This window comes from Pseudomonas baetica, assembly GCF_051216495.1.
In the GTDB taxonomy this organism is placed as follows: domain Bacteria; phylum Pseudomonadota; class Gammaproteobacteria; order Pseudomonadales; family Pseudomonadaceae; genus Aquipseudomonas; species Aquipseudomonas baetica_B.
Window position 1 is genome coordinate 25,317 of the sequence record NZ_JBPKAM010000043.1, and the last position, 21,857, is coordinate 47,173.

Here is a 21,857-nt window from a genome sequence, read left to right on the forward strand (position 1 = left end):
CTCAAACCATGGATAAGACAAATAACCTCAGTAGTCTTCAAACCCGTTCAACGCCAGATGCTGCTGCAATCCTAAAAAATTTTACTTTCCCTTCCGCCCAACTAAACGAATTCGAGCGCTCAGCATGGAGAGATATTTTATTTGACTCAATAATCACAGAGTACGATGCACGCCGTCTATATTGGCATTTGAAAACCGAATACGCAGATTACTTCCCGACGCTGACTGAGGTATTTCACCCATGGCTACGGGATGAAATAGATCACGCGCATGGCTTCGCCCTGATTTACTCATCGTTTACAGGTATCCCGCTCGACGAAATTTTACTACAGGCTGAAATTAGAAACCCAAGCTTCAATGCAATCAAACCTCTAACTAATGATCCTTACAAACTTCTTCTCACGTTGGCCTACGACGAGATAATTACGACTCACGTTTACCATCGAAGCATTCCAAACTACGACAAATTTTCTTCTAAACAGCTATCAACCTGGATAAGAAAAACAAAAACTGATGAAACAACACATTTTTTCTCCTTCATACACAAAGCTAAGACACTATTTCCTGACCGAACGAATGAAGCGCCTGCGATACTTGCAGAAATTTTCGACATAGATTTTGGCAAACAGTCCTATTCAGGAACTTTTGTACTAGATCACAACACACCAGACTTTCCAATCTCCAAGCAAGAGGTGGAAAACATGATAATTCCAGCAATTATAAAAAAACTCAATAAATAAGCGCTCAGGAATACGGAAATGAAAAAACCCTTTCTAGCTAAAAGACACTGGAGTTCACGCACGATATTCACCGAAATAATGGACAGCGGATGGACGAACCCTGGAATCGACAACAAATACAAAGATTTTTTCATGGCAGATTTATACTCAGAATATGACGCCATCAACCTCTACCAATATCTGTACCCACAGAGAGAGAAATTCTCTCCATACTTTGTCCAGTATCTAGATTTATGGTTTGCCGACGAGAGAAATCACGCCGATGGCTTTTTTGAACTAATTCGACTTCTCTATGACACAAGCGAAATAGACATAATTAACCACCTTAAAATGCGGACCGCTAATTTTGAGACAATGCAAGAACTACTTAACAACGAATTCAATTTACTGCTCATGTTCGCTTATGACGAGTACACCTCCGTAAAAACATACAAAAAAGATACGTTTTACAACGAGTTTGGCCACCCGTCTTTCATTAAATGGATTAACAATCTGATCGCCGATGAAGCGGTTCACTTTGGGAATGCCATAAAAATACTACGACATACGCATTCTTCAAAACTAAGCAAAGCTGAAGCAACACTTCACGACATTATCAAGCTTGAAAATAACGCCTACCAGAACACATTTCTCCTCGATCACGACGGTCCTCATTTTTTACTGGAAGAAAGCGAAATCGGTGAAATTGTAGTCGATGCGATCCTATCAGCACTTGCCAAAGGCAAAACATGAAAAATCACTTCTACATGGCGGCCGCGTTAATACTTATGATATTTGGTGAAATCCTTACCATCTATAGCGAAGTATATGCATCAAAGCTCCCAGCCCGCCTATCAGAAACACCCCTTATGTTTCTCCAGCCAATAATACTGATTACCATTGCGGGTATCAGCCTTGTCTTTGCATATTGGCTTGGGTATCAAGCCACTGGAAACATATGGATAGTAACAGTAGCTTCCCTAACGCTTCTATTAATATTAGAGCCTATTGTCATATATGCAATGCTAAAGGAGCTACCCGAAAGAGGAGCGCTGATAGGTTTTATACTAGGAGCCACCGGACTCATAGCCACAGTGACACTCTGAAACCATCGCAAGGAGAGCAAACATGTCAAACAAAGAAAACATAATGAACTGCACTATATGCGGCTATCAGTACAACCCGACACTAGGTGACCCTGAAAATGGAATACCGGCGGGCACGCCCTGGGAAGATATCCACGAAGATTGGTTGTGCCCGGATTGCCAAATGCCCAAAGAAGACTTTGAGCAAGCTGTTCTTTTGTGAAGGGCACTTTTTAATTACAACCAGCAAAGGAGCCCACTTTACACCATAAAGATTTGGCAGGTTTTATTTAACTGCTTTTCACAATAAAACCTGCACAAAATCGCCTACCCAATCCCCACCTGATTACGCCCATTGTTCTTCGCCAGATACAGCCCCTTGTCCGCCGCCGAGATCAGTTCACGGCAATGGCTGCCGGCTGTCGGAGTAACGGTCGCCAGGCCAATGCTGATGGTCAGGCTCGATCCTTCGGTCGGAGAACTGTGGGGAATCTTCAGGGCTTCCACGGTCATGCGCAGTTTCTCGGCCACCAGACGCGCCCCGCCCTGGGACGTATTGGGCAGCACCAGGGCGAACTCTTCACCGCCGTAGCGGGCCGGCAGGTCGGAAGGCCGGGCGCTGGCGTCACGGATGGCCGCGGCGACTTTGCGCAAGGCTTCGTCGCCTTCCAGGTGACCAAAGGTGTCGTTGTAGGTCTTGAAGTAGTCGACGTCGATCATCAACAGCGACAACTGGCTCTGTTCCCGCAGCGAACGCCGCCACTCCAGTTCCATGTACTCGTCGAAATGCCGGCGATTGGACAGCCCGGTCAGGCCATCGGAGTTCATCAGCCGTTGCAGCACCAGATTGGTGTCGAGCAGTTGTTGCTGACTGACCCGCAACGCGCGGTAGGCCGCATCACGCTGCAACAGGGTCATGTAGGAGCGCGAGTGATAGCGAATGCGCGCCACCAGCTCTATGTTGTCCGGCAGCTTGACCAGATAATCGTTGGCCCCGGCTGCGAACGCCGCGCTTTTGATCAGCGGGTCTTCCTTGGTCGACAGGACGATGATCGGAATGTCCCGGGTCGCCGGGTGATTGCGGTATTCGCGCACCAGGCTCAGGCCATCGAGCCCCGGCATGACCAGATCCTGCAAAATGACCGTCGGCTTGATGCGCACCGCATGGGCAACGGCCTGGTGCGGATCGGCACAGAAGTGGAAGTCGATGTTTTCTTCGTTCGACAAGCCACGCCGAACCGCCTCGCCGATCATCGCCTGATCGTCCACCAACAACACCATGGCGGCATTTTCGTCAGTTTTGAAGTCGTCGAGCTGTAATTCATTCATGTGCGTTCACCTGAGTACTGCCTGGGCCAGGATTGCTGCCATTGGTCGTCATTTCGGAAAAATCTCCAGCAATCGTGGCGCTATCTTGTCCAGCGGGCGTATTTCCACGGCGGCATCGATAGCCGCGGCGGCCTTCGGCATGCCATACACCGCACTGCTGTTTTGGTCCTGTGCGATGGTCAGGTAACCCTGCTGGCGCATGAGTTTAAGCCCCTGCGCGCCATCGCGTCCCATGCCGGTGAGCAAAACGCCGACCGCATCACCGTTCCAGTGACTGGCCACGCTCTCGAAAAACACATCGATCGAGGGCCGATAAATTTCGTTGACCGGTTCGGCGGTGTAGGCCAGCGTGCCATTTTTCAACAGACGGATATGGTGATTGGTGCCGGCCAGCAAGACCGTGCCGCTTTGCGGTGGCTCACCTTCCCGGGCCAGGCGAACCTTGAGTCCGCTGGCGCTGCCGAGCCATTCGGCCATACCGGCGGCGAACACCTGGTCGACGTGCTGCACCAGCACAATGGCGGCGGAAAAATCTCGCGGCAGGCCCTTGAGCAAGACCTCTAGCGCTGCCGGGCCGCCGGCGGAGGAACCAATGGCTATCAGCCGCTGACGCGAGGCGGAACTGCGCAACGGACCCGGCGCGCTTGGCGTCTGTTTGCTTTTCTCGCCGATCAGCCAGCCGATGTTCATGATCTTGCGCAGCAACGGTGCCGCCGCTTCCTGGGCATTGCCAGCCCCCAAGGCCGGGGTATCGACAACATCGAGGGCGCCATGCCCCATGGCTTCGAACACCTTGTGCACGTTCTGCTGGCGATCCACGGTCACGATAACGATGGCGCACGGCGTCTCGGCCATGATCCGGCGGGTGGCTTCCACCCCGTCCATCACAGGCATGATCAGGTCCATCAGGATCAGGTCAGGCGTGTGCTCGGCACACTTTTGCACGGCTTCCTTGCCATTGGCCGCCACCCAGATCACTTGGTGCGCCGGTTCGAAAGCCAGCGCCCGGCGCAAGGCCTCCACGGCCAAAGGCATGTCATTGACGATGGCGATTTTCATGCCCGCGCTCCTCCTATGAGCTCCACCACTGCATCGAGCAGGGCGTCGTCATGAAAACTGGCTTTGGCTAGATAATAGTCGGCCCCGGCATCCAGTCCACGACGACGGTCCTCTTCACGATCCTTGTAGGACACGACCATCACTGGCAACGATTGCAGGCGATTGTCCCGGCGCAACAACGACACCAGTTCGATGCCGTCCATGCGCGGCATATCGATGTCGGTGATCAGCAGATCGAAATCCTCCGAGCGCAAGGCGTTCCAGCCGTCCATGCCATCGACCGCCACCGCCACCTCATAGCCACGATTGAGCAGGAGCTTGCGCTGCAACTCGCGCACGGTCAGGGAGTCGTCGACCACCAGAATCCGCTTGCGTGCCGCTTCGGTAGCCTGGTTGCTCTGGCGCGCGATGCGCTCCAATCGCCCGGTGTTGAGCAGTTTGTCCACCGAACGCAGCATGTCCTCGACGTCGACGATCAGTACTACCGAACCGTCGTCAAGCAAGGCGCCGGCGGAAATGTCCTGGACTTTGCCCAGCCGCTCATCCAGCGGCAGCACCACCAGGGTCCGTTCGCCGATGAAACGCTCCACCGCCACGCCATACATCGTGTCGCGCTCGCGGATCACCACGACTTTCAGGGTTTGTTGACCGCTCTGGCTCGCCGGGCGTTGCAGCAACTGGCTGGCGGCGACCAGCCCGACGTGCCGGCCTTCATGCCAGAAGTGCTGCCGGCCCTCGACCTGCACGATGTCCGCAGGCTCCAGATCACACATGCGTTCGATGTGGGCCAACGGGAAGGCATAGGCTTCGCCGCCGACTTCCACCACCAGGCTGCGCACCACCGACAGGGTCAGCGGTACCTCGAGGTGGAAACGACTGCCCTGCCCTGCCGTTTGCTCCAGCACCACCGCACCGCGCAATTGGCGGACCATGTGCTGCACGGCGTCGAGGCCGACGCCACGTCCGGACACTTCGGTGACGGTGTCGCGCAGGCTGAACCCCGGCAGGAACAGGAATGTCAGCAGTTCTTCTTCGCTCAACTGCGCGGCGGTCTCGGCCGGGGACAATTGCCGTTCGATGATGCTGCGGCGGACCTTGTCCAGATCGATGCCATTGCCGTCATCGCTGAGCTCCAGCACCAGCAATCCGGCCTGATGGGAGGCGCGCAGACGAATCACGCCCTCTTCCGGCTTACCCGCCAACAGCCGTTGCACCGGGGTTTCGATGCCGTGATCGACCGCATTGCGCAGCAGATGCGTCAACGGTGCTTCAAGCTTTTCCAGCACGTCGCGGTCGACCTGGGTTTTCTCGCCCTCGATCTCCAGCCGCACCAGCTTACCGAGGCTTCGGCCCAGATCGCGGACCATGCGCACCTGGCCGGTCAGCACATCGGCGAACGGCCGCATGCGGCAGGCCAGGGCCGTGTCGTAGAGCACCTGCGCGCGCTGACTGGCCTGCCAGGCGAACTCGTCCAGCTCGGCGTTCTTTTCCACCAGCAATTGCTGGGATTCCGCCAGCAACCGGCGCGCGTCCTCAAGGGTTTCCCGGGCTTCGAGGCTCAGTCCATGGTCCTTGAGATGGACGTTGAGGCTTTCCAGCGCCCGCAAGCTGTTGCTCTGCATGCGCTTGAGACGCTGCATGGTGGCCAGGTGCGGCTTGAGCCGCAGGGTTTCCACCAGGGATTTGCTCGACAGATCGAGCAGACTGTTCAGGCGCTCGGCGGTGACGCGCAGTACGCGCTCGCCGTTTTCGGTGGTGCGTTTGGTCTTTTTCGTCGGAACCACGGGCTCGGCCGCAAGCGGTTCGGCGACCGGTGCAGGTGTTTCGACCGTGGCGACGGGCGCTTCGAGTTGCAGCGGCGCCATCACCGGCGCCGCAGGTGGCTCGACGGATGGGGCAAGCGTACCCGGATCAAGCAAACGTGCCATCAGGGCAACATAGGCTTCGACATCGGCTGGCCCGGGGGCGTTGTTCGGCGTGGCGATGCGCATCAACAGATCGGTGCCTTGCAGCAAGGCATCGATGTGTTCGGGACGCAGGTGCAAGCGCCCTTCCTGGGCACTGACCAGGCAATCCTCCATGACATGCGCGACGCTGACGCCGGCATCGACGCCAACGATCCGCGCTGCGCCCTTGAGCGAGTGCGCCGCACGCATGCACGACTCGAGTTGATCGGCCTGGGTCGGATTGCGCTCCAGCGCCAGCAGACCTGCGCTCAGCACCTGGGTCTGGGCTTCGGCCTCCAGACTGAACAGTTCCAGCAAAGAGGCGTCGCGCATTTGCTCAGGGGTCATGAAAGGCTCCTGGTCACGGCGGACAACAGTTGTTCTTCATCCAGCCAACGCAGGCTGCGACCTTTGAATTGCAGCACGCCACGGGTGTATTTGGCGCTGGCCTGGCTGCCTGCGCGAGAGGCTGCGTCGAGGATGCGCTCGTCGATGGCGTGAATACCGTCCACTTCATCCACCGGCACCACCACCGGACCGCCGTTGGCGGCAATGATCAGCATGCGCGGCATGACCCGCTTGCCGGAGGGCACGCTGCTGACACTGTCCAGCCCCAACAACTCGACCAAAGACAAGCATGCCACCAACGCACCGCGCACATTCGCCACACCGAGCAAGGCCCGGGAGCGCTGGTGCGGCAGTGAATGGATGGCTTGCTGCGGCGCCACTTCCACCAGACTGCGGGTGGCCAACCCCAACCATTCTTCGCCAAGACGGAACATCAGTAGCGAGCGGGTTTTCACCTCGCTCTCCTGCGTCTCGGACACCCGTGCTCGATCGTCCTGTTGCAACGCATAACGATCCAGCAGGCGCGTCGCGGCGGCCGAATACACCGCGCAGTTGCGGCAATGGATGTGTTCGATCAGCAGCGGGCAGGACTTGTCGCCATGGATACCGATACGGTTCCAGCAATCGTCGATGGCCTGGGCATCTTCTCGGGTGACGCTAAAGGTGTCGGGGGCGATCATCGTTTACGCTCACTGTCGGCGGCACGCTCGCTGCGGGCGGCGCGGTCCTGCAATCGTCTGGCACCCACGGTATCGCCCTGGGATTGCAGCAAGGCTGCCAGGTGCATCAACGCGTCGGGATGTTGCGGTTCGAGGTACAACGCCTTGCGATAAAAACCCTGGGCTTCCAGGACACTGCCGGCGACATCGCTGAGCAACCCCAGCCAATAGAACACCTGGGCCACGGGCTCATGGCTGCGCAGATAACGTTCGCAGGCAGCACGAGCTTCGGCACTTTTGCCTTCGTTGGCCAGCGCAGCGATGTTCGCCAGCAGCGTGGCGGCATCGGCGTTGTCCGGTTTCGCAGTCTGTGGAATTTGCGCAACGCGGGTGAATGGACGCCTGGTGACCGGTGCCGGCACGACGTTACGCACCGGCGGCGGCACCGGCAAGGGCGTCGGAACGAATGTCGGCAACGGCTCAGGTTCCGCAGCGCTCTGGCGGCTGAAGGCAAAAGACTGCGCGATTCCAATCGAGCGCATGCCCAAACGCCCCAGCAGACTGCCCTCGGCCGGGCCAATAAACAGCACGCCATCGACATGGGTCAGGCGTTTGAGGACTTCGAACACCTGCTTTTGCGTCGGCTGGTCGAAATAGATCAGCAGGTTGCGGCAGAACACAAAATCATAGGCCGGTTCATTGGCGAGCAAGGCTGGATCAAGCAGGTTACCGACTTGTAGACGCACCTGCTCCACCACCCGACTGCTCAGGCGATAGACGTCGTTTTCGGCGGCGAAGTGCCGGTCGCGGAAGGCAATGTCCTGGCCGCGAAACGAGTTCTTGCCATACAGCGCGCGCCGGGCTTTCTCCACCGACAGCGGGCTGACGTCCATGCCGTCGACCTTGAACTGGTGCGGCTTGAACCCGGCATCCAGCAGCGCCATGGCAATCGAATACGGCTCTTCGCCGGTCGAGCACGGCAGACTGAGAATCCGCAGAGCGCGCAGGTTATTGATGTCTGCCAGGCGCTGGGTCGCCAGTTTCGCCAAAGTGGCGAAGGATTCCGGGTAACGAAAGAACCAGGTCTCCGGGACGATTACAGCCTCGATCAGTGCCTGTTGCTCGTCCCTTGACCCCTGCAGGGTGCGCCAGTATTCATCGGCCGTCTGCGCCTGGGACGCCGCACTGCGCTGACGTACCGCGCGCTCGATGATCGCCGGGCCCACCGACGTGACATCGAGGCCGATGCGTTCTTTGAGAAAATCGAAAAACCGTTGATCGCTGCTCATGACTGCTCCTCGAGCAACGCCAGGTCCAGCGGCGGCGACGGAAACAACAAGGCGCGAACCTGATCGTCCAGCAAATCGGCAACTCGTACCCATTGCAGCAGGCCCTGTTCATCCTTGCGCACCGGCCCCAGGTACGGCGCCTGGTGATTGTCCAGGCCATAGGACTGAAAATCCGCCGGATTGCAGCGCACGGTGTCGGTGGCCTGCTCAAGTATCAGCCCCAACAATTGGACCTGTGCGTCTTCATCCGGCCGGTAATGCACCAACACCAGCCGTGTGCTGGTCCGCGCCTGGGCCGGCGTACCAAAGGTCAACGCACTGAGGTCGATCACCGGCACCACCGCACCGCGCCAGGCGAATACCCCGGCCACCCAGTGTGGCGCGTGGGCAATCGGCTTCAAGGACACCCGCGGCAGCACTTCCGCCACCTCGATCGCCTGCAAGGCATAGCGTTCGCTGCCGATGCGAAACACCAGAAATAGTGCGTGCAACGCCTGCTTCGGCGCAGTGCGTTTGGCCGTGAGTTCGCTCATCAGACTTTGAATCGCGACACGCCGCTGCGCAGCCCGACGGCTACCTGGCTCAGTTCGTCGATCGCGAAACTGGCCTGGCGCAGGGACTCGACGGTCTGGCTGCTGGCATCGCCCAATTGCACCAACGCATGGTTGATCTGCTCGGCACCGGTGGCCTGGGCTTGCATGCCCTCGTTGACCATCAATACCCGTGGTGCCAGCGCCTGGACCTGATGGATGATCTGCGACAATTGTTCACCGACCTGCTGCACCTCGGACATGCCACGGCGCACCTCTTCGGAGAACTTGTCCATGCCCATCACCCCGGCCGACACCGCCGACTGGATCTCACGCACCATCTGCTCGATGTCGTAGGTGGCAACGGCGGTCTGGTCCGCCAGACGCCGCACTTCCGTGGCGACCACGGCGAAACCGCGGCCGTACTCACCGGCCTTCTCGGCCTCGATGGCGGCATTGAGCGACAGCAGGTTGGTCTGGTCGGCGACCTTGACGATGGTCACCACCACTTGATTGATGTTGCCGGCCTTCTCGTTGAGGATCGCCAGTTTGGCGTTGACCAGATCGGCCGCGCCCATCACCGAGTGCATGGTTTCTTCCATGCGGGCCAGGCCCTGTTGCCCGGAACCGGCGGCCACCGACGCCTGATCGGCCGCGGTGGAGACTTCGGTCATGGTGCGCACCAGATCCCGCGAGGTGGCGGCGATTTCACGGGACGTTGCCCCGATCTCGGTGGTGGTGGCGGCGGTCTCGGTGGCCGTGGCCTGCTGCTGCTTGGAGGTGGCGGCGATTTCGGTAACCGACGTGGTGACCTGCACCGACGAGCGTTGGGCCTGGGACACCAGCGAGGTCAGCTCGGTCATCATGTCGTTGAAGCCGGTTTCCACGGCGCCGAATTCGTCCTTGCGCTCGAGATTCAGGCGGCGGCTCAGATCGCCGGTGCGCATCACTTCAAGGATTTGCACGATGCGGTTCATCGGCGCCATGATCGCACGCATCAGCAGAAGGCCGCAGAGGCCGGCGGCCAGTACCGCGATCAGCAGGGAAATGCCCATGATGGTTTTGGCGGTGAGCACCGCGTCATCGATGGCTGCGATGTCCCGGTCGGCCACCGCTTTGTTGTGGCGCAGGATGTCACTGAGTTTCGCCCGGCCACTGGTCCAGGCCGGCGTCAGCTCATCGTTGAACATTTTGATGGCCTCGACGTCCAGATTGCGCTTATGCAGGTCAATCACGGTCGTCAGAATCCGATGGTATTCCTCATGTGACTTCAGGAACGCCGCGTATTCGGTCCGGTCGTCGTCATCGGTGATTGTCTCCCGATAGAGGTCCATCTGCTCTTGCAGGCGGGCAGCGTAAGTACCGAATTCCGTTGCATCCTTGGCGTTGAACCCCTGCCCCTCTTCAAGGCCTAGCATGGCTTGTATCCGCAGATAACTATCAGACCAGGCACCACGAATCATTGAGCTGTAGTACAACCCCGGCAGCGCATCTTCGCGCACACTGGCTTCACTGCTTTCAATCTTCAACAGCCGTGAATACGAAACGACCACCATCAACAACATGATGGCGATGATGACTGCAAAACTCGCCAAAATGCGTTGGCGCAACGTCCAGTTCTTCACAGGCTGTCCTCGGGGGTCGTTTCGAAATGCGGGCAGTATAGCCGAGGGCGGTGTTTCATTTATAAGACGGGTGTGCACCGCTTCTCATTCGGCCTATATAAGGCAGGAATTGGCTCTGGCTGGGGAATGTCCGCCATTTCGCGGGTGAAGTGCCAGTGGTGATTTGGCAGAAAGAGGCTGTGGATTGGTCATTGAGGGATGGGGTGTGGCCAAATACGCCTTCGCGAGCAGGCTCGCTCCCACAGGGGTTCGGTATACACAAGACCACAGTGGGAGCGAGCCTGCTCGCGAAGGCGGTTTAAAGATTTACACAGAAGCGAGCCGAACCTGCTTCTCCAGCTCGGCCTTCAACCCCGGTTCCAGCTTGAGCTGGCGCGCCAGTTCATCGAGGTAGGACTTCTCCATGAAGCTCTCCTCATCCACCAGCATCACGCTGGCGATGTACATTTCGGCCGCCATTTCCGGGGTGCGGGCGGCGCGGGCAACATCGCTCGGGTCCAGGGGTTTGTTGAGTTCGGCGTGCAGCCAGTGCCGTAGTTCCTGATCGTTGTCGAGCTTGATGAACTCGCCTTCGATCAATTCACGCTCACGCTCATCAATATGACCGTCAGCCTTGGCGGCGGCCACCAGGGCCTTGAGTATCGCCTGGCTGTGCTGCTCGGCTTGCGCCATTGGCACGCGATCAAGGGTCTGCGGTTCTGTCTTCTCTGCACTGCCCTGTTGGGCTTGCCAGTTGCCGTAAGCCTTGTAGGCCAGCACGCCCAACGCGGCGAGCCCGCCATAAACCGCGACCTTGCCGCCCACCTTGCGCGCCTTCTTGCTGCCCAGCAGCAACCCCATCGCGCCAGCCGCCAAAGCGCCGCCGCCCGCCCCGGAAAGCAGGCTACCGAGACCGCCGGCGCTCTTGTTCTGGTTGCCACCGGCCTTGTTTTGCAAAAGCTCCTGACCCGATTTCAACAGTTGATCGAGTAATCCACGGGTATTCATTCTCCGCCTCCGTAACAGGGTTTATCCGGCTAATAAGGCCCCCAGCCTAGATCGAAAGTGCCATCCACCGACCGCCAGAGTTGCGTCCAAATGTTGCTCTGCGACCTTCCACTTGCCGCTTGACGCTTGCAGCTGCTTTCAAAAAATTAGATATACACTCGACTGAATCGATAAAAACAGCCCACCGGGTACCCTTCCATGATGACCCTGCGTCAGATCCGTCATTTCATCGCCGTGGCCGAGACCGGCTCAATCTCCGCCGCCGCGCAAGCGGCGTTCATTTCCCAATCCACCCTGACCCTGGCGATCCAGCAACTGGAAGAGGAGATTGGCGTCAGTCTGTTCAGCCGCCACGCCAAGGGCATGACCCTGACCCACCAGGGTCATCAATTCCTGCGCCAGGCCCACTTGATTCTCGCCACCGTCGACAACGCCAAACGCAGCCTGCAACAAAGCACCGATCAGGTGGCCGGGCAGTTGATCGTCGGCGTGACGAGCCTGGTGGCCGGTTACTATCTGGCGGATTTGCTCACCCGTTTCCAGCGCGCCTACCCCAACGTCGAGATCCGCGTGATGGAGGACGAGCGTCCGTACATCGAGCATTTGCTGGTCAGCGGCGAGATCGATGTCGGCGTGCTGATCCTGTCCAACCTTGAAGACCGTCACGCCTTGCAGACCGAGGTCCTGACCCATTCGCCGCATCGGTTGTGGCTGCCGGCCCAGCATCCGCTGCTGGAACACGACAGCATCAACCTCGCCGACGTGGCCCGCGAGCCGTTGATTCAGCTGAACGTCGATGAAATGGACCGCAACGCCCAGCGCATGTGGACGGCGGCCTCGCTGCAACCGCGCATCACCTTGCGCACCGCCTCGACCGAAGCGGTGCGAAGCCTGGTGGCTGCCGGATTGGGGGTATCGATACAGCCGGACATGACCTACCGGCCGTGGTCGCTGGAGGGCGACATCATTGAAGCGCGACCGATTGCCGACCTGAGCCAGACCCTGGACGTCGGCCTGGCCTGGCGTCGCGGCACCGCGCGCCCGGCCTTGGTGGACCCGTTCCTGACGGTAGCTCGAGAGCAACCCCACGGCGGACGCAAGCCATCTATTTAATCGAACGCCACCTTCAGTATTTAGAATTTGTCGACCTCGGGTCCGCGCACTAGTCTTGGTTCATCTATATAAGACGGCCGGCCCCCAGTCACAGGGAGCAGCATGGCTATACAAGAAAAGAGACCCCGAAAAATGGCTGGCGCGCAGACCCCGCTGTTCACCGCGTTGTTGATCGATGGCGAATTGGTCGCGGGCCAGGGTTTTGTCGAGCCGATCCTCAATCCGGCCACTGGCGAAGTCCTGACGCAGATCGCCGAAGCCAGCAGCGAACAAGTCGAAGCCGCCATCCTCGCCGCCCACCGTGCCTTTTCCGGCTGGTCGCGCACCACGCCACAGCATCGCTCGAACCTGCTGCTGGACATCGCCAACGTCATCGAAAAAAACGCCGACCTGCTCGCCCGCCTCGAAGCCCTGAATTGCGGCAAGCCGTTGCACCTGGCCCGTCAGGATGACCTGACCGCCACGGTCGATGTGTTCCGATTCTTCGCCGGCGCCGTACGCTGCCAGACTGGCCAGCTCAGCGGCGAATACCTGCCGGGCTACACCAGCATGGTGCGCCGCGATCCGATTGGCGTGGTCGCCTCGATTGCGCCGTGGAACTACCCGATCATGATGGCCGCGTGGAAAATCGCCCCGGCCCTGGCCGCTGGCAACACCCTGGTGTTCAAGCCATCGGAACACACACCGCTGTCGATCCTGGCGTTGGCCCCGGCGCTGGCCGAGATCCTGCCGCCTGGCGTAATCAACATCGTGTGCGGTGGCGGCGAAGGCGTCGGCAGTCATCTGGTCAGCCATCCCAAGGTGCGCATGGTGTCGCTGACCGGCGATATCGTCACCGGCCAGAAAATCCTCCAGGCCGCGTCGAAAACCCTCAAGCGCACGCACCTTGAACTCGGTGGCAAGGCCCCGGTGATCGTCTGCAACGATGCCGACATCCAAGCCGTGGTCGAAGGCGTGCGCACTTACGGTTACTACAACGCCGGCCAGGATTGCACGGCAGCGTGCCGGGTCTATGCACAGGCAGGGATTCACGACCGCTTGGTGGCCGAACTCGGTGCGGCGGTGAGCAGCCTGCGCTTCGCCGGCAAACGCGACGCCGACAACGAAATCGGCCCGCTGATCAGCACCCGTCAGCGCGACCGCGTGGCCAGTTTCGTCGAGCGCGCCCTCGGCCAGCCGCACATCGAGCGGGTGACCGGTGCAGCGGTGCATTCCGGCGCCGGTTTCTTTTATCAGCCGACCTTGCTGGCCGGTTGCAAACAAAGCGACGAAATCGTCCAGCGCGAAGTGTTCGGGCCGGTGGTCACCGTGACCCGCTTCGATGAGCTGGAACAAGCGGTGGATTGGGCCAACGATTCGGAATACGGCCTGGCGTCCTCGGTCTGGACCCAGAACCTGGACAAGGCGATGCAGGTCGCCGCGCGCTTGCAGTATGGGTGCACCTGGATCAACAGCCATTTCATGCTGGTCAGCGAAATGCCCCATGGCGGCCTCAAGCGCTCGGGCTATGGCAAGGACCTGTCCAGCGATTCGCTCCAGGACTACAGCGTGGTGCGGCACATCATGGCACGCCACGGGCAGGAGCTTTAAGCGGCAAGCTGCAAGCTGCAAGAGCCGTGCACGATTTGCAGTGACTTGCAGCTTGCGGCTTGAAGCTTGCAGCTACTCTCAATCAACCACTAATAAACAAAAGAGAGGTTCCCATGTTCGTGCACAAGACCGCACTGCTCAGTGCAATCACCACAGCGCTGCTGGCCAGTGCCAGTGTCCAGGCCGCCGAGCCGCTGAAGGCTGTCGGCGCCGGCGAAGGCCAGCTGGATATTGTGGCGTGGCCCGGCTATATCGAACGTGGCGAAAGCGACAAGGCCTATGACTGGGTCACCGGTTTCGAGAAGGAAACCGGCTGCAAGGTCAACGTGAAAACCGCCGCCACCTCCGATGAGATGGTCAGCCTGATGGCCAAGGGCGGTTACGACCTGGTGACCGCGTCCGGCGACGCCTCCCTGCGCCTGATCGTCGGCAAGCGTGTGCAGCCGATCAACACCGCGCTGATCCCGAACTGGAAGAACCTCGACCCGCGCCTCAAGGATGCGCCGTGGTACGTGGTCAACAAGCAGACCTATGGCACCCCGTACCAGTGGGGCCCGAACGTGTTGATGTACAACACCAACGTATTCAAGACTGCGCCGGATAGCTGGGGCGTGGTGTTCAACGCGGAAAACCTGCCGGACGGCAAAGCGAACAAGGGTCGCGTGCAGGCCTATGACGGCCCGATCTACATCGCCGACGCGGCGCTGTACCTGAAAACAGCCAAGCCGGAACTGGGGATCCAGAACCCCTACGAACTGACCGAGGCCCAATACAAGGCCGTGCTCGATCTGTTGCGCGCCCAGCAGCCGTTGATCCACCGCTACTGGCACGACACCACCGTGCAAATGAGCGACTTCAAGAACGAAGGTGTAGTCGCGTCCGGCGCCTGGCCTTATCAGGTCAACGGCCTGGTGAACGAGAAACAGCCGATCGCCTCGACCATCCCGAAAGAAGGCGCCACCGGGTGGGCCGACACCACCATGATGCACACCGACGCCAAACACCCGAACTGCGCCTACAAGTGGATGGACTGGTCGCTGCAACCGAAAGTCCAGGGTGACGTGGCGGCGTGGTTCGGTTCGCTGCCAGCAGTGCCAGCGGCGTGCAAGGAGAGCGAACTGCTCGGCGCCGAAGGCTGCAAGACCAACGGGTTCGACAACTTCGACAAGATCGCCTTCTGGAAAACCCCACAGGCTGAAGGCGGCAAATTCGTGCCGTACAGCCGCTGGACCCAGGACTACATCGCGATCATGGGCGGCAGATAAGGCCCTTTTCGCGAGCAGGCTCGCTCCCACAATTGATTGCATTCCCCTGTGGGAGCGAGCCTGCTCGCGAAGCTTTTAAAGATTTAGATTTTTCAGAAGTCCAGGCAGGGCCGCTGCGACGGCCCTCGCTTTTTCGGAGCACCGCACCATGACGCTTGCAGTCCAGTTCACCAACGTTTCCCGTCAGTTCGGCGAAGTGAAAGCCGTTGACCGGGTTTCCATCGACATTCAGGACGGCGAGTTTTTCTCCATGCTGGGGCCTTCCGGCTCGGGCAAAACCACCTGTCTGCGCCTGATCGCCGGTTTTGAACAACCGAGCGCGGGCTCGATCCGTATTCATGGCGAAGAAGCCGCCGGGCTGCCGCCGTACCAGCGTGACGTGAACACCGTGTTCCAGGATTACGCGCTGTTCCCGCACATGAACGTTCGCGACAACGTCGCCTACGGTTTGAAAGTCAAAGGCGTCGGCAAGGCCGAGCGCTTGAAACGCGCCGAAGAAGCCCTCGACATGGTCGCCCTCGGCGGCTACGGCGAGCGCAAGCCGGTGCAACTCTCCGGCGGCCAACGCCAGCGCGTGGCCCTGGCCCGCGCCCTGGTCAATCGTCCACGGGTGCTGCTGCTCGACGAACCCCTCGGCGCGCTGGACCTGAAGCTGCGCGAGCAAATGCAAGGCGAACTGAAGAAGCTGCAACGCCAGCTCGGCATCACCTTCATTTTCGTCACCCACGACCAGACCGAAGCACTGTCGATGTCCGATCGCGTTGCGGTGTTCAACAAGGGCCGCATCGAGCAGGTCGACTCACCGCGCAACCTGTACATGAAACCTTCGACCACTTTCGTCGCCGAATTCGTCGGCACCTCCAACGTGATTCGCGGTGATCTCGCCCGTGAATTGAGCGGCAATCCACAGCCATTTTCGATTCGCCCGGAACACGTACGTTTCGCCAACGGCCCGCTGGCCAGCCACGAGATCGAAGTCAGCGGCCTGCTGCACGACATCCAGTACCAGGGCAGCGCCACCCGCTATGAACTGAAGCTGGATAACGGCCAGACCCTGAACATCAGCCAGGCCAACAATCAATGGCTCGATACCAGCGCCCAACACCAGACCGGGCAGCGCATGAGCGCTCGCTGGGCGCGCGAAGCCATGATTCCGTTGCACGACACACTGGCCGGCGGGGTGTGACATGAGCACCTTGGCTGTCTCTCAAAACCCGGCTGGCGGCTCAACGCTGCGACGGTTTTCCAACCTGTTGTATCGCCGGCCGAACCTGTACCTGTCGATGCTGCTGGTGCCGCCGCTGCTGTGGTTCGGCGCGATTTACCTCGGCTCGCTGCTGACGCTGCTGTGGCAGGGTTTCTACACCTTCGACGACTTCACCATGGCAGTCACCCCCGAGCTGACCCTGGCGAACTTCACCGCGCTGTTCCAGCCGTCGAACTTCGACATCATCCTGCGCACCCTGAGCATGGCCATTGTCGTGTCCATCGCCAGCGCCATCGTCGCGTTTCCGATCGCCTACTACATGGCGCGCTACACCACCGGCAAGACCAAGGCGTTTTTCTACATCGCGGTGATGATGCCGATGTGGGCCAGTTACATCGTCAAGGCGTATGCCTGGACCTTGCTGCTGGCCAAGGGCGGCGTGGCGCAGTGGTTCGTCCAGTATCTGGGACTGGAGTCGCTGTTGCACTTCGTGCTGGGCATTCCGGGGGTGGGCGGCAGTACCTTGTCGACCTCGCACTTGGGACGCTTCATGGTGTTCGTCTATATCTGGCTGCCGTTCATGATCCTGCCGATCCAGGCCTCGCTGGAACGCCTGCCGCCCTCGCTGCTGCAAGCCTCCGCCGACCTCGGCGCCAAACCGCGCCAGACCTTCATGCAGGTGATTCTGCCGCTGTCGGTACCGGGCATTGCCGCCGGCTCGATCTTCACCTTTTCGCTGACCCTGGGTGACTTCATCGTGCCGCAACTGGTGGGCCCGCCAGGGTATTTCGTGGGCAGCATGGTCTACGCCCAGCAAGGTGCGATCGGCAACATGCCAATGGCGGCTGCATTCACCCTGGTGCCGATCGTGCTGATCGCCATCTACCTGTCCATCGTCAAACGACTGGGGGCCTTCGATGCACTCTGAAAAAGCTTCCATAGGCTTGAAAATCGCGGCCTGGGGCGGGCTGGTGTTCCTGCACTTCCCGATCCTGATCATCTTCATGTACGCCTTCAACACCGAAGACGCGGCGTTCAGCTTTCCACCCAAGGGCTTCACCCTGAAGTGGATCGGTGTGGCGTTCGCACGGCCCGACGTGCTGGAAGCGATCAAGCTGTCGCTGCAAATTGCGGCCATCGCCACCCTGATCGCCCTGGTGCTCGGCACCCTGGCGTCGGCGGCGTTGTACCGCCGGGACTTCTTCGGCAAGCAAGGGATCTCGCTGATGCTGATCCTGCCGATCGCCCTGCCGGGGATCATCACCGGGATCGCGTTGCTGGCGACCTTCAAGACGCTGGGCATCGAGCCGGGGATGTTCACCATCATCGTCGGCCATGCGACCTTCTGTGTGGTGATCGTCTACAACAACGTCATCGCCCGCTTGCGCCGCACTTCCCACAGCCTGATCGAGGCCTCGATGGACCTCGGCGCCGACGGCTGGCAGACCTTCCGCTACATCATCCTGCCGAACCTCGGCTCGGCGTTGCTGGCCGGCGGCATGCTCGCGTTTGCGCTGTCGTTCGACGAAATCATCGTCACCACCTTCACCGCCGGTCACGAACGCACCCTGCCGCTGTGGCTGCTCAACCAGCTCAGCCGCCCACGGGACGTGCCGGTGACCAACGTCGTGGCAATGCTGGTGATGATCGTGACCATGCTGCCGATTCTCGGCGCCTATTACCTGACCCGTGGCGGTGAAAGCGTCGCGGGGAGTGGCGGGAAATAAATCGATAACAGACAACCACTATCCCCTGTAGGAGCGAGCCTGCTCGCGATGAATGACTGACATTCAACACTGATGTCGCCTGTCAGACCGCTATCGCGAGCAGGCTCGCTCCTACAGGGGCCGGTTTCAAAACAAAAACAGCTTTGAAGAGGACAATGCCATGCAAACCCAACTCTTGATCAACGGCCAGCTGGTCAACGGCGAAGGCCCCGCGCAACCGGTGTTCAACCCGGCATTGGGCCGCGTGCTGGTGGAAATCAACGAAGCCAGCGAATCCCAGGTCGATGCCGCCGTGCGCGCCGCCGATGCCGCGTTCGACAGTTGGTCCCACACCCCACCCAAAGAACGTTCGCTGCTGCTGCTCAAGCTCGCCGACGCCATCGAAGCTCACGGCGAAGAGCTGGCCAAACTGGAATCGGATAACTGCGGCAAGCCTTACAGCGCCGCGCTGAACGATGAGATTCCGGCAATTGCCGACGTATTTCGCTTCTTCGCCGGCGCCAGCCGCTGCATGAGCGGTTCGGCCGGTGGCGAATACCTGCCTGGCCACACTTCGATGATCCGCCGTGATCCGGTGGGTGTGATCGCCTCCATCGCGCCGTGGAACTATCCGCTGATGATGGTCGCCTGGAAAATCGCCCCGGCCCTGGCCGCCGGTAATACCGTCGTACTCAAGCCGTCGGAACAAACACCGCTGACCGCCCTGCGCCTGGCGCAACTGGCATCGGAAATTTTCCCGGCCGGCGTGCTCAACCTCGTCTTCGGTCGTGGTCCTACCGTGGGCAACCCGCTGGTTACCCACCCGAAAGTGCGCATGGTGTCGCTGACCGGCTCGATCGCCACGGGCTCGAACATCATTTCCAGCACCGCCGACAGCGTCAAACGCATGCACATGGAACTGGGTGGCAAGGCCCCGGTGATCATCTTCGACGATGCTGACATCGACGCCGCCGTCGAGGGCATCCGCACCTTCGGCTTCTACAACGCCGGCCAGGACTGCACCGCCGCCTGCCGCATCTACGCGCAGGAAGGCATCTACGAGAAGTTCGTCGAGAAGCTCGGTGCTGCCGTCAGCAGCATCAAGTACGGGGTGCAGGATGATCCGTCGACCGAACTCGGCCCGCTGATCACCGCGCAACACCGTGACCGCGTGGTCGGCTTCGTCGAGCGCGCCATTGCCCAACCGCACATCCGCCTGATCACCGGTGGCAAGGCAGTGGACGGCAACGGTTTCTTCTTTGAACCGACCGTGCTGGCCGATGCTCAGCAGGACGACGAAATCGTCCGTCGCGAAGTGTTCGGGCCGGTGGTGTCGGTGACCAGGTTCAGCGATGAAGCGCAAGTGCTGGGCTGGGCCAACGATTCCGACTACGGCCTAGCCTCGTCGGTATGGACCGCCGACGTCGGTCGCGCCCATCGGCTGTCGGCCCGTTTGCAGTACGGCTGCACCTGGGTGAACACGCACTTCATGCTGGTCAGCGAAATGCCCCATGGCGGTCAGAAACTGTCCGGGTATGGCAAGGACATGTCGATGTACGGATTGGAGGACTACACCGTCGTACGGCATGTGATGTTCAAGCACTAAAAGCTTCGCGAGCAGGCTCGCTCCCACAAGGATGGCGCCGAATCTGTGGGAGCGAGCCTGCTCGCGAATGAGTCACCTCGGTTTCAGGGTCGAAACCGGCATTACGCACCACCAGGTTTCAAACACAACAATAACCACCGATCCTGGCGGCGTCTCCAAGACTCCGCCACGGTTTCGGACATCCGAAATCTGCCGATTTTCCGGAGCAAACACACATGAGTTCATCATCCGATCTCTCTGCAGCTATTGTCGACAGTGATGCCGAACAACTGCGCCAACTGGGTTACACGTCCAACTTCAATCGCAGCATGAGCCTGTGGGAAAACTTCGCCCTGGGCTTCACCTACCTCTCTCCGGTCGTAGGGGTTTATACCCTCTTCGGCCTGTGCCTCGCCGCGGGTGGACCGCCGATGTTCTGGGCCTATCTGCTGGTGGGTATCGGCCAGTTACTGGTGTGCCTGATCTTCGGTGAAGTGGTCTCGCAGTTCCCTATTTCCGGTGGCGTATACCCGTGGGCCCGTCGACTGGTGGGCAAGCGCTGGGCGTGGATGGTTGGCTGGATCTACTCCATCGCCCTGTGCGTGACCATCGCCGCCGTTGCGGTCGGAGCCGGTCCGTATCTCGCAGCGATGCTGGGTTTTGAACCGAGCAACAACACCAACATCGTCATCGCCCTGGTGCTGACGCTGTTCGCCACGCTGGTCAACCTCAGCGGCACCAAGGTGCTGGCGCGCATTGCCATGTTCGGCTTTCTCTGCGAACTGATCGGAGCGGTGATCGTCGGTGTTTACCTGCTGATTTTCGAGCGTCACCAGTCGATCGGCGTGCTGTTCGACACCTTCGACATCAGCGTCAACGGCTCGTACCTGCCGGCCTTCCTCACCGCCTCGCTGGCGGGGATGTTCCTGTACTACGGCTTCGAGGCCTGCGGTGACGTGGCTGAGGAAACCCCGAATCCGAGCAAGCGAATCCCGGTGGCCATGCGCATGACCATCTACATCGGCGGCATCTCCGCCATGTTCGCTTGCCTGGCACTGATCCTCGCCGTGCCAGATATGAAGGCTGTGATCGACGGCACCGACAAGGACCCGGTCGGCACCATCCTCAACAACGCCTTCGGCCCGGTCGGCTCGAAAATGGTGATGGGCGTGGTGATGATTTCCTTCATCTCCTGCGTCATCAGCCTGCAAGCAGCGGCCAGTCGCCTGCTGTATTCCTACGCACGGGACGAAATGGTGATCGGCAGCCGGCTGCTGAAGAAAATCTCTCCTAACACCCAGGTTCCGGTTGCTGCGCTGTTCGTGTCCGGTGTCCTGCCGGCGCTGATCATCATCCTCGGCTTCTTCCTGCAGGACGCGGTCGCCACCATCGTCAGCTTCGCCGCCATCGGCATCTACCTGGCGTTCCAGATGATCGTACTTGGCGCCCTGTATGCACGCATGAAAGGCTGGAAACCGAGCGGCAAATTCACCCTCGGCGCCTGGGGCTGGCTGGTCAACCTTGGCGCCCTGGCCTACGGCATCGGCGCCATCATCAACATGGCCTGGCCCCGCACCCCGGACGCCGCGTGGTACATCAACTACGCCATGGTCCTGAGCACTGCCATCGTGATTGGTTTGGGGCTGCTGTACATGTGGATCGCCAAGCCGTATGACCACGGGACGGCGCCTGCGGGGGATGCTTGGAAGGTGAGTCGTTAAGATAAATTGCCCCGGCACCAATGGGAGCCGGGGCGATCAACCGCTTTCAGAATGCAAGCATTTCGAAACAGTTCCCTCCCTTAGATTGGTGCAT

General features: G+C 59.8%; 20 protein-coding genes. 12 read left to right on the forward strand and 8 right to left on the reverse strand.

Annotated elements, in window-relative coordinates:
- Positions 1 to 8 precede the first annotated feature (8 nt).
- The 4 genes from ACSFE6_RS16550 to ACSFE6_RS16565 are packed head-to-tail and all read left to right on the forward strand — an operon-like array spanning position 9 to position 2,027.
- Entirely contained in the window at positions 9 to 740 is a 732-nt protein-coding gene (locus ACSFE6_RS16550) for a ferritin-like domain-containing protein (protein ID WP_435428627.1), read from the forward strand.
- Positions 741 to 758: 18 nt separating this feature from the next.
- Complete coding sequence (locus tag ACSFE6_RS16555) at positions 759 to 1,472, forward strand: hypothetical protein (RefSeq protein WP_435428628.1); 714 nt, start codon at positions 759 to 761, stop codon at positions 1,470 to 1,472.
- Positions 1,473 to 1,486: 14 nt separating this feature from the next.
- Positions 1,487 to 1,825 carry a hypothetical protein gene (locus tag ACSFE6_RS16560; protein WP_435428656.1) on the forward strand — a complete coding sequence of 113 codons (339 nt, stop codon included), beginning with the start codon at positions 1,487 to 1,489 and terminating at the stop codon, positions 1,823 to 1,825.
- A 22-nt stretch (positions 1,826 to 1,847) separates the two neighbouring features.
- Positions 1,848 to 2,027 carry a rubredoxin gene (locus tag ACSFE6_RS16565; protein ID WP_435428629.1) on the forward strand — a complete coding sequence of 60 codons (180 nt, stop codon included), beginning with the start codon at positions 1,848 to 1,850 and terminating at the stop codon, positions 2,025 to 2,027.
- Positions 2,028 to 2,131: 104 nt separating this feature from the next.
- Here ACSFE6_RS16565 and ACSFE6_RS16570 read toward each other — a convergent pair whose 3' ends face one another.
- The 8 genes from ACSFE6_RS16570 to ACSFE6_RS16605 all read right to left on the reverse strand — a co-directional run bounded on the left by ACSFE6_RS16570 (position 2,132) and on the right by ACSFE6_RS16605 (position 11,576).
- Positions 2,132 to 3,133: a diguanylate cyclase gene (locus ACSFE6_RS16570; protein ID WP_435428630.1), complete on the reverse strand. Its 1,002-nt coding sequence runs from the start codon at positions 3,131 to 3,133 to the stop codon at positions 2,132 to 2,134.
- 48 nt (positions 3,134 to 3,181) lie between these two features.
- Positions 3,182 to 4,192 (reverse strand): chemotaxis response regulator protein-glutamate methylesterase, encoded by a 1,011-nt coding sequence (locus ACSFE6_RS16575; RefSeq protein ID WP_435428631.1) that lies wholly within the window; start codon positions 4,190 to 4,192, stop codon positions 3,182 to 3,184.
- Positions 4,189 to 6,486 carry a hybrid sensor histidine kinase/response regulator gene (locus ACSFE6_RS16580; protein ID WP_435428632.1) on the reverse strand — a complete coding sequence of 766 codons (2,298 nt, stop codon included), beginning with the start codon at positions 6,484 to 6,486 and terminating at the stop codon, positions 4,189 to 4,191. The genes ACSFE6_RS16575 and ACSFE6_RS16580 overlap by 4 nt, the downstream gene beginning before the upstream one ends.
- Positions 6,483 to 7,166, reverse strand: coding sequence for a chemotaxis protein CheW (locus ACSFE6_RS16585; protein ID WP_435428633.1), 684 nt, complete (start codon positions 7,164 to 7,166; stop codon positions 6,483 to 6,485). The genes ACSFE6_RS16580 and ACSFE6_RS16585 overlap by 4 nt, the downstream gene beginning before the upstream one ends.
- The gene (locus tag ACSFE6_RS16590; protein WP_435428634.1) at positions 7,163 to 8,434 is read right to left on the reverse strand and encodes a CheR family methyltransferase; all 1,272 of its coding nucleotides are present in this window, start codon (positions 8,432 to 8,434) and stop codon (positions 7,163 to 7,165) included. The genes ACSFE6_RS16585 and ACSFE6_RS16590 overlap by 4 nt, the downstream gene beginning before the upstream one ends.
- Positions 8,431 to 8,967, reverse strand: a complete 537-nt coding sequence (locus tag ACSFE6_RS16595; RefSeq protein WP_435428635.1) for a chemotaxis protein CheW — start codon at positions 8,965 to 8,967, stop codon at positions 8,431 to 8,433. Before ACSFE6_RS16595 ends, ACSFE6_RS16590 begins: the two co-directional genes overlap by 4 nt.
- Positions 8,967 to 10,589, reverse strand: coding sequence for a methyl-accepting chemotaxis protein (locus tag ACSFE6_RS16600; protein ID WP_435428636.1), 1,623 nt, complete (start codon positions 10,587 to 10,589; stop codon positions 8,967 to 8,969). The genes ACSFE6_RS16595 and ACSFE6_RS16600 overlap by 1 nt, the downstream gene beginning before the upstream one ends.
- 306 nt (positions 10,590 to 10,895) lie before the next feature.
- Positions 10,896 to 11,576: a tellurite resistance TerB family protein gene (locus ACSFE6_RS16605; RefSeq protein WP_435428637.1), complete on the reverse strand. Its 681-nt coding sequence runs from the start codon at positions 11,574 to 11,576 to the stop codon at positions 10,896 to 10,898.
- A 198-nt stretch (positions 11,577 to 11,774) separates the two neighbouring features.
- On the opposite strand from ACSFE6_RS16605, the gene ACSFE6_RS16610 reads away from it, so the two are divergent.
- The 8 genes from ACSFE6_RS16610 (at position 11,775) to ACSFE6_RS16645 (ending at position 21,763) form a co-directional block, all read left to right on the forward strand.
- The gene (locus ACSFE6_RS16610) at positions 11,775 to 12,689 is read left to right on the forward strand and encodes a LysR family transcriptional regulator (RefSeq protein WP_435428638.1); all 915 of its coding nucleotides are present in this window, start codon (positions 11,775 to 11,777) and stop codon (positions 12,687 to 12,689) included.
- 102 nt (positions 12,690 to 12,791) lie between these two features.
- Positions 12,792 to 14,279: a gamma-aminobutyraldehyde dehydrogenase gene (locus ACSFE6_RS16615; protein ID WP_435428639.1), complete on the forward strand. Its 1,488-nt coding sequence runs from the start codon at positions 12,792 to 12,794 to the stop codon at positions 14,277 to 14,279.
- Positions 14,280 to 14,392: 113 nt separating this feature from the next.
- Positions 14,393 to 15,544: a putative ABC transporter substrate-binding protein YdcS gene (gene ydcS, locus ACSFE6_RS16620; RefSeq protein WP_435428640.1), complete on the forward strand. Its 1,152-nt coding sequence runs from the start codon at positions 14,393 to 14,395 to the stop codon at positions 15,542 to 15,544.
- Between the two features lie 148 nt (positions 15,545 to 15,692).
- A complete protein-coding gene (locus ACSFE6_RS16625) occupies positions 15,693 to 16,730 on the forward strand; it encodes an ABC transporter ATP-binding protein (protein WP_435428641.1) in 1,038 nt (345 codons plus the stop codon).
- Position 16,731: 1 nt separating this feature from the next.
- Positions 16,732 to 17,679 carry an ABC transporter permease gene (locus tag ACSFE6_RS16630; protein WP_435428642.1) on the forward strand — a complete coding sequence of 316 codons (948 nt, stop codon included), beginning with the start codon at positions 16,732 to 16,734 and terminating at the stop codon, positions 17,677 to 17,679.
- Positions 17,669 to 18,478 (forward strand): ABC transporter permease, encoded by an 810-nt coding sequence (locus tag ACSFE6_RS16635; RefSeq protein ID WP_435428643.1) that lies wholly within the window; start codon positions 17,669 to 17,671, stop codon positions 18,476 to 18,478. The genes ACSFE6_RS16630 and ACSFE6_RS16635 overlap by 11 nt, the downstream gene beginning before the upstream one ends.
- Positions 18,479 to 18,638: 160 nt before the next feature.
- Positions 18,639 to 20,063, forward strand: coding sequence for a gamma-aminobutyraldehyde dehydrogenase (locus ACSFE6_RS16640; RefSeq protein WP_435428644.1), 1,425 nt, complete (start codon positions 18,639 to 18,641; stop codon positions 20,061 to 20,063).
- A gap of 215 nt (positions 20,064 to 20,278) precedes the next feature.
- On the forward strand, positions 20,279 to 21,763 hold the full coding sequence (locus tag ACSFE6_RS16645) for an APC family permease (RefSeq protein WP_435428645.1): 1,485 nt from the start codon (positions 20,279 to 20,281) through the stop codon (positions 21,761 to 21,763).
- Positions 21,764 to 21,857: the final 94 nt, after the last annotated feature.

Coding starts and splice junctions, on each gene's coding strand:
- ACSFE6_RS16615 (WP_435428639.1), top strand. CDS start 12,792: ATGGCTATACAAGAAAAGAGACCCCGAAAAATGGCTGGCGCGCAGACC.
- ACSFE6_RS16575 (WP_435428631.1), bottom strand. CDS start 4,192: ATGAAAATCGCCATCGTCAATGACATGCCTTTGGCCGTGGAGGCCTTG.
- ACSFE6_RS16610 (WP_435428638.1), top strand. CDS start 11,775: ATGATGACCCTGCGTCAGATCCGTCATTTCATCGCCGTGGCCGAGACC.
- ACSFE6_RS16570 (WP_435428630.1), bottom strand. CDS start 3,133: ATGAATGAATTACAGCTCGACGACTTCAAAACTGACGAAAATGCCGCC.
- ACSFE6_RS16635 (WP_435428643.1), top strand. CDS start 17,669: ATGCACTCTGAAAAAGCTTCCATAGGCTTGAAAATCGCGGCCTGGGGC.
- ACSFE6_RS16555 (WP_435428628.1), top strand. CDS start 759: ATGAAAAAACCCTTTCTAGCTAAAAGACACTGGAGTTCACGCACGATA.
- ACSFE6_RS16640 (WP_435428644.1), top strand. CDS start 18,639: ATGCAAACCCAACTCTTGATCAACGGCCAGCTGGTCAACGGCGAAGGC.
- ACSFE6_RS16565 (WP_435428629.1), top strand. CDS start 1,848: ATGTCAAACAAAGAAAACATAATGAACTGCACTATATGCGGCTATCAG.
- ACSFE6_RS16605 (WP_435428637.1), bottom strand. CDS start 11,576: ATGAATACCCGTGGATTACTCGATCAACTGTTGAAATCGGGTCAGGAG.
- ACSFE6_RS16550 (WP_435428627.1), top strand. CDS start 9: ATGGATAAGACAAATAACCTCAGTAGTCTTCAAACCCGTTCAACGCCA.
- ACSFE6_RS16645 (WP_435428645.1), top strand. CDS start 20,279: ATGAGTTCATCATCCGATCTCTCTGCAGCTATTGTCGACAGTGATGCC.
- ACSFE6_RS16625 (WP_435428641.1), top strand. CDS start 15,693: ATGACGCTTGCAGTCCAGTTCACCAACGTTTCCCGTCAGTTCGGCGAA.
- ACSFE6_RS16560 (WP_435428656.1), top strand. CDS start 1,487: ATGGCGGCCGCGTTAATACTTATGATATTTGGTGAAATCCTTACCATC.
- ydcS (WP_435428640.1), top strand. CDS start 14,393: ATGTTCGTGCACAAGACCGCACTGCTCAGTGCAATCACCACAGCGCTG.
- ACSFE6_RS16630 (WP_435428642.1), top strand. CDS start 16,732: ATGAGCACCTTGGCTGTCTCTCAAAACCCGGCTGGCGGCTCAACGCTG.
- ACSFE6_RS16585 (WP_435428633.1), bottom strand. CDS start 7,166: ATGATCGCCCCCGACACCTTTAGCGTCACCCGAGAAGATGCCCAGGCC.
- ACSFE6_RS16590 (WP_435428634.1), bottom strand. CDS start 8,434: ATGAGCAGCGATCAACGGTTTTTCGATTTTCTCAAAGAACGCATCGGC.
- ACSFE6_RS16595 (WP_435428635.1), bottom strand. CDS start 8,967: ATGAGCGAACTCACGGCCAAACGCACTGCGCCGAAGCAGGCGTTGCAC.
- ACSFE6_RS16580 (WP_435428632.1), bottom strand. CDS start 6,486: ATGACCCCTGAGCAAATGCGCGACGCCTCTTTGCTGGAACTGTTCAGT.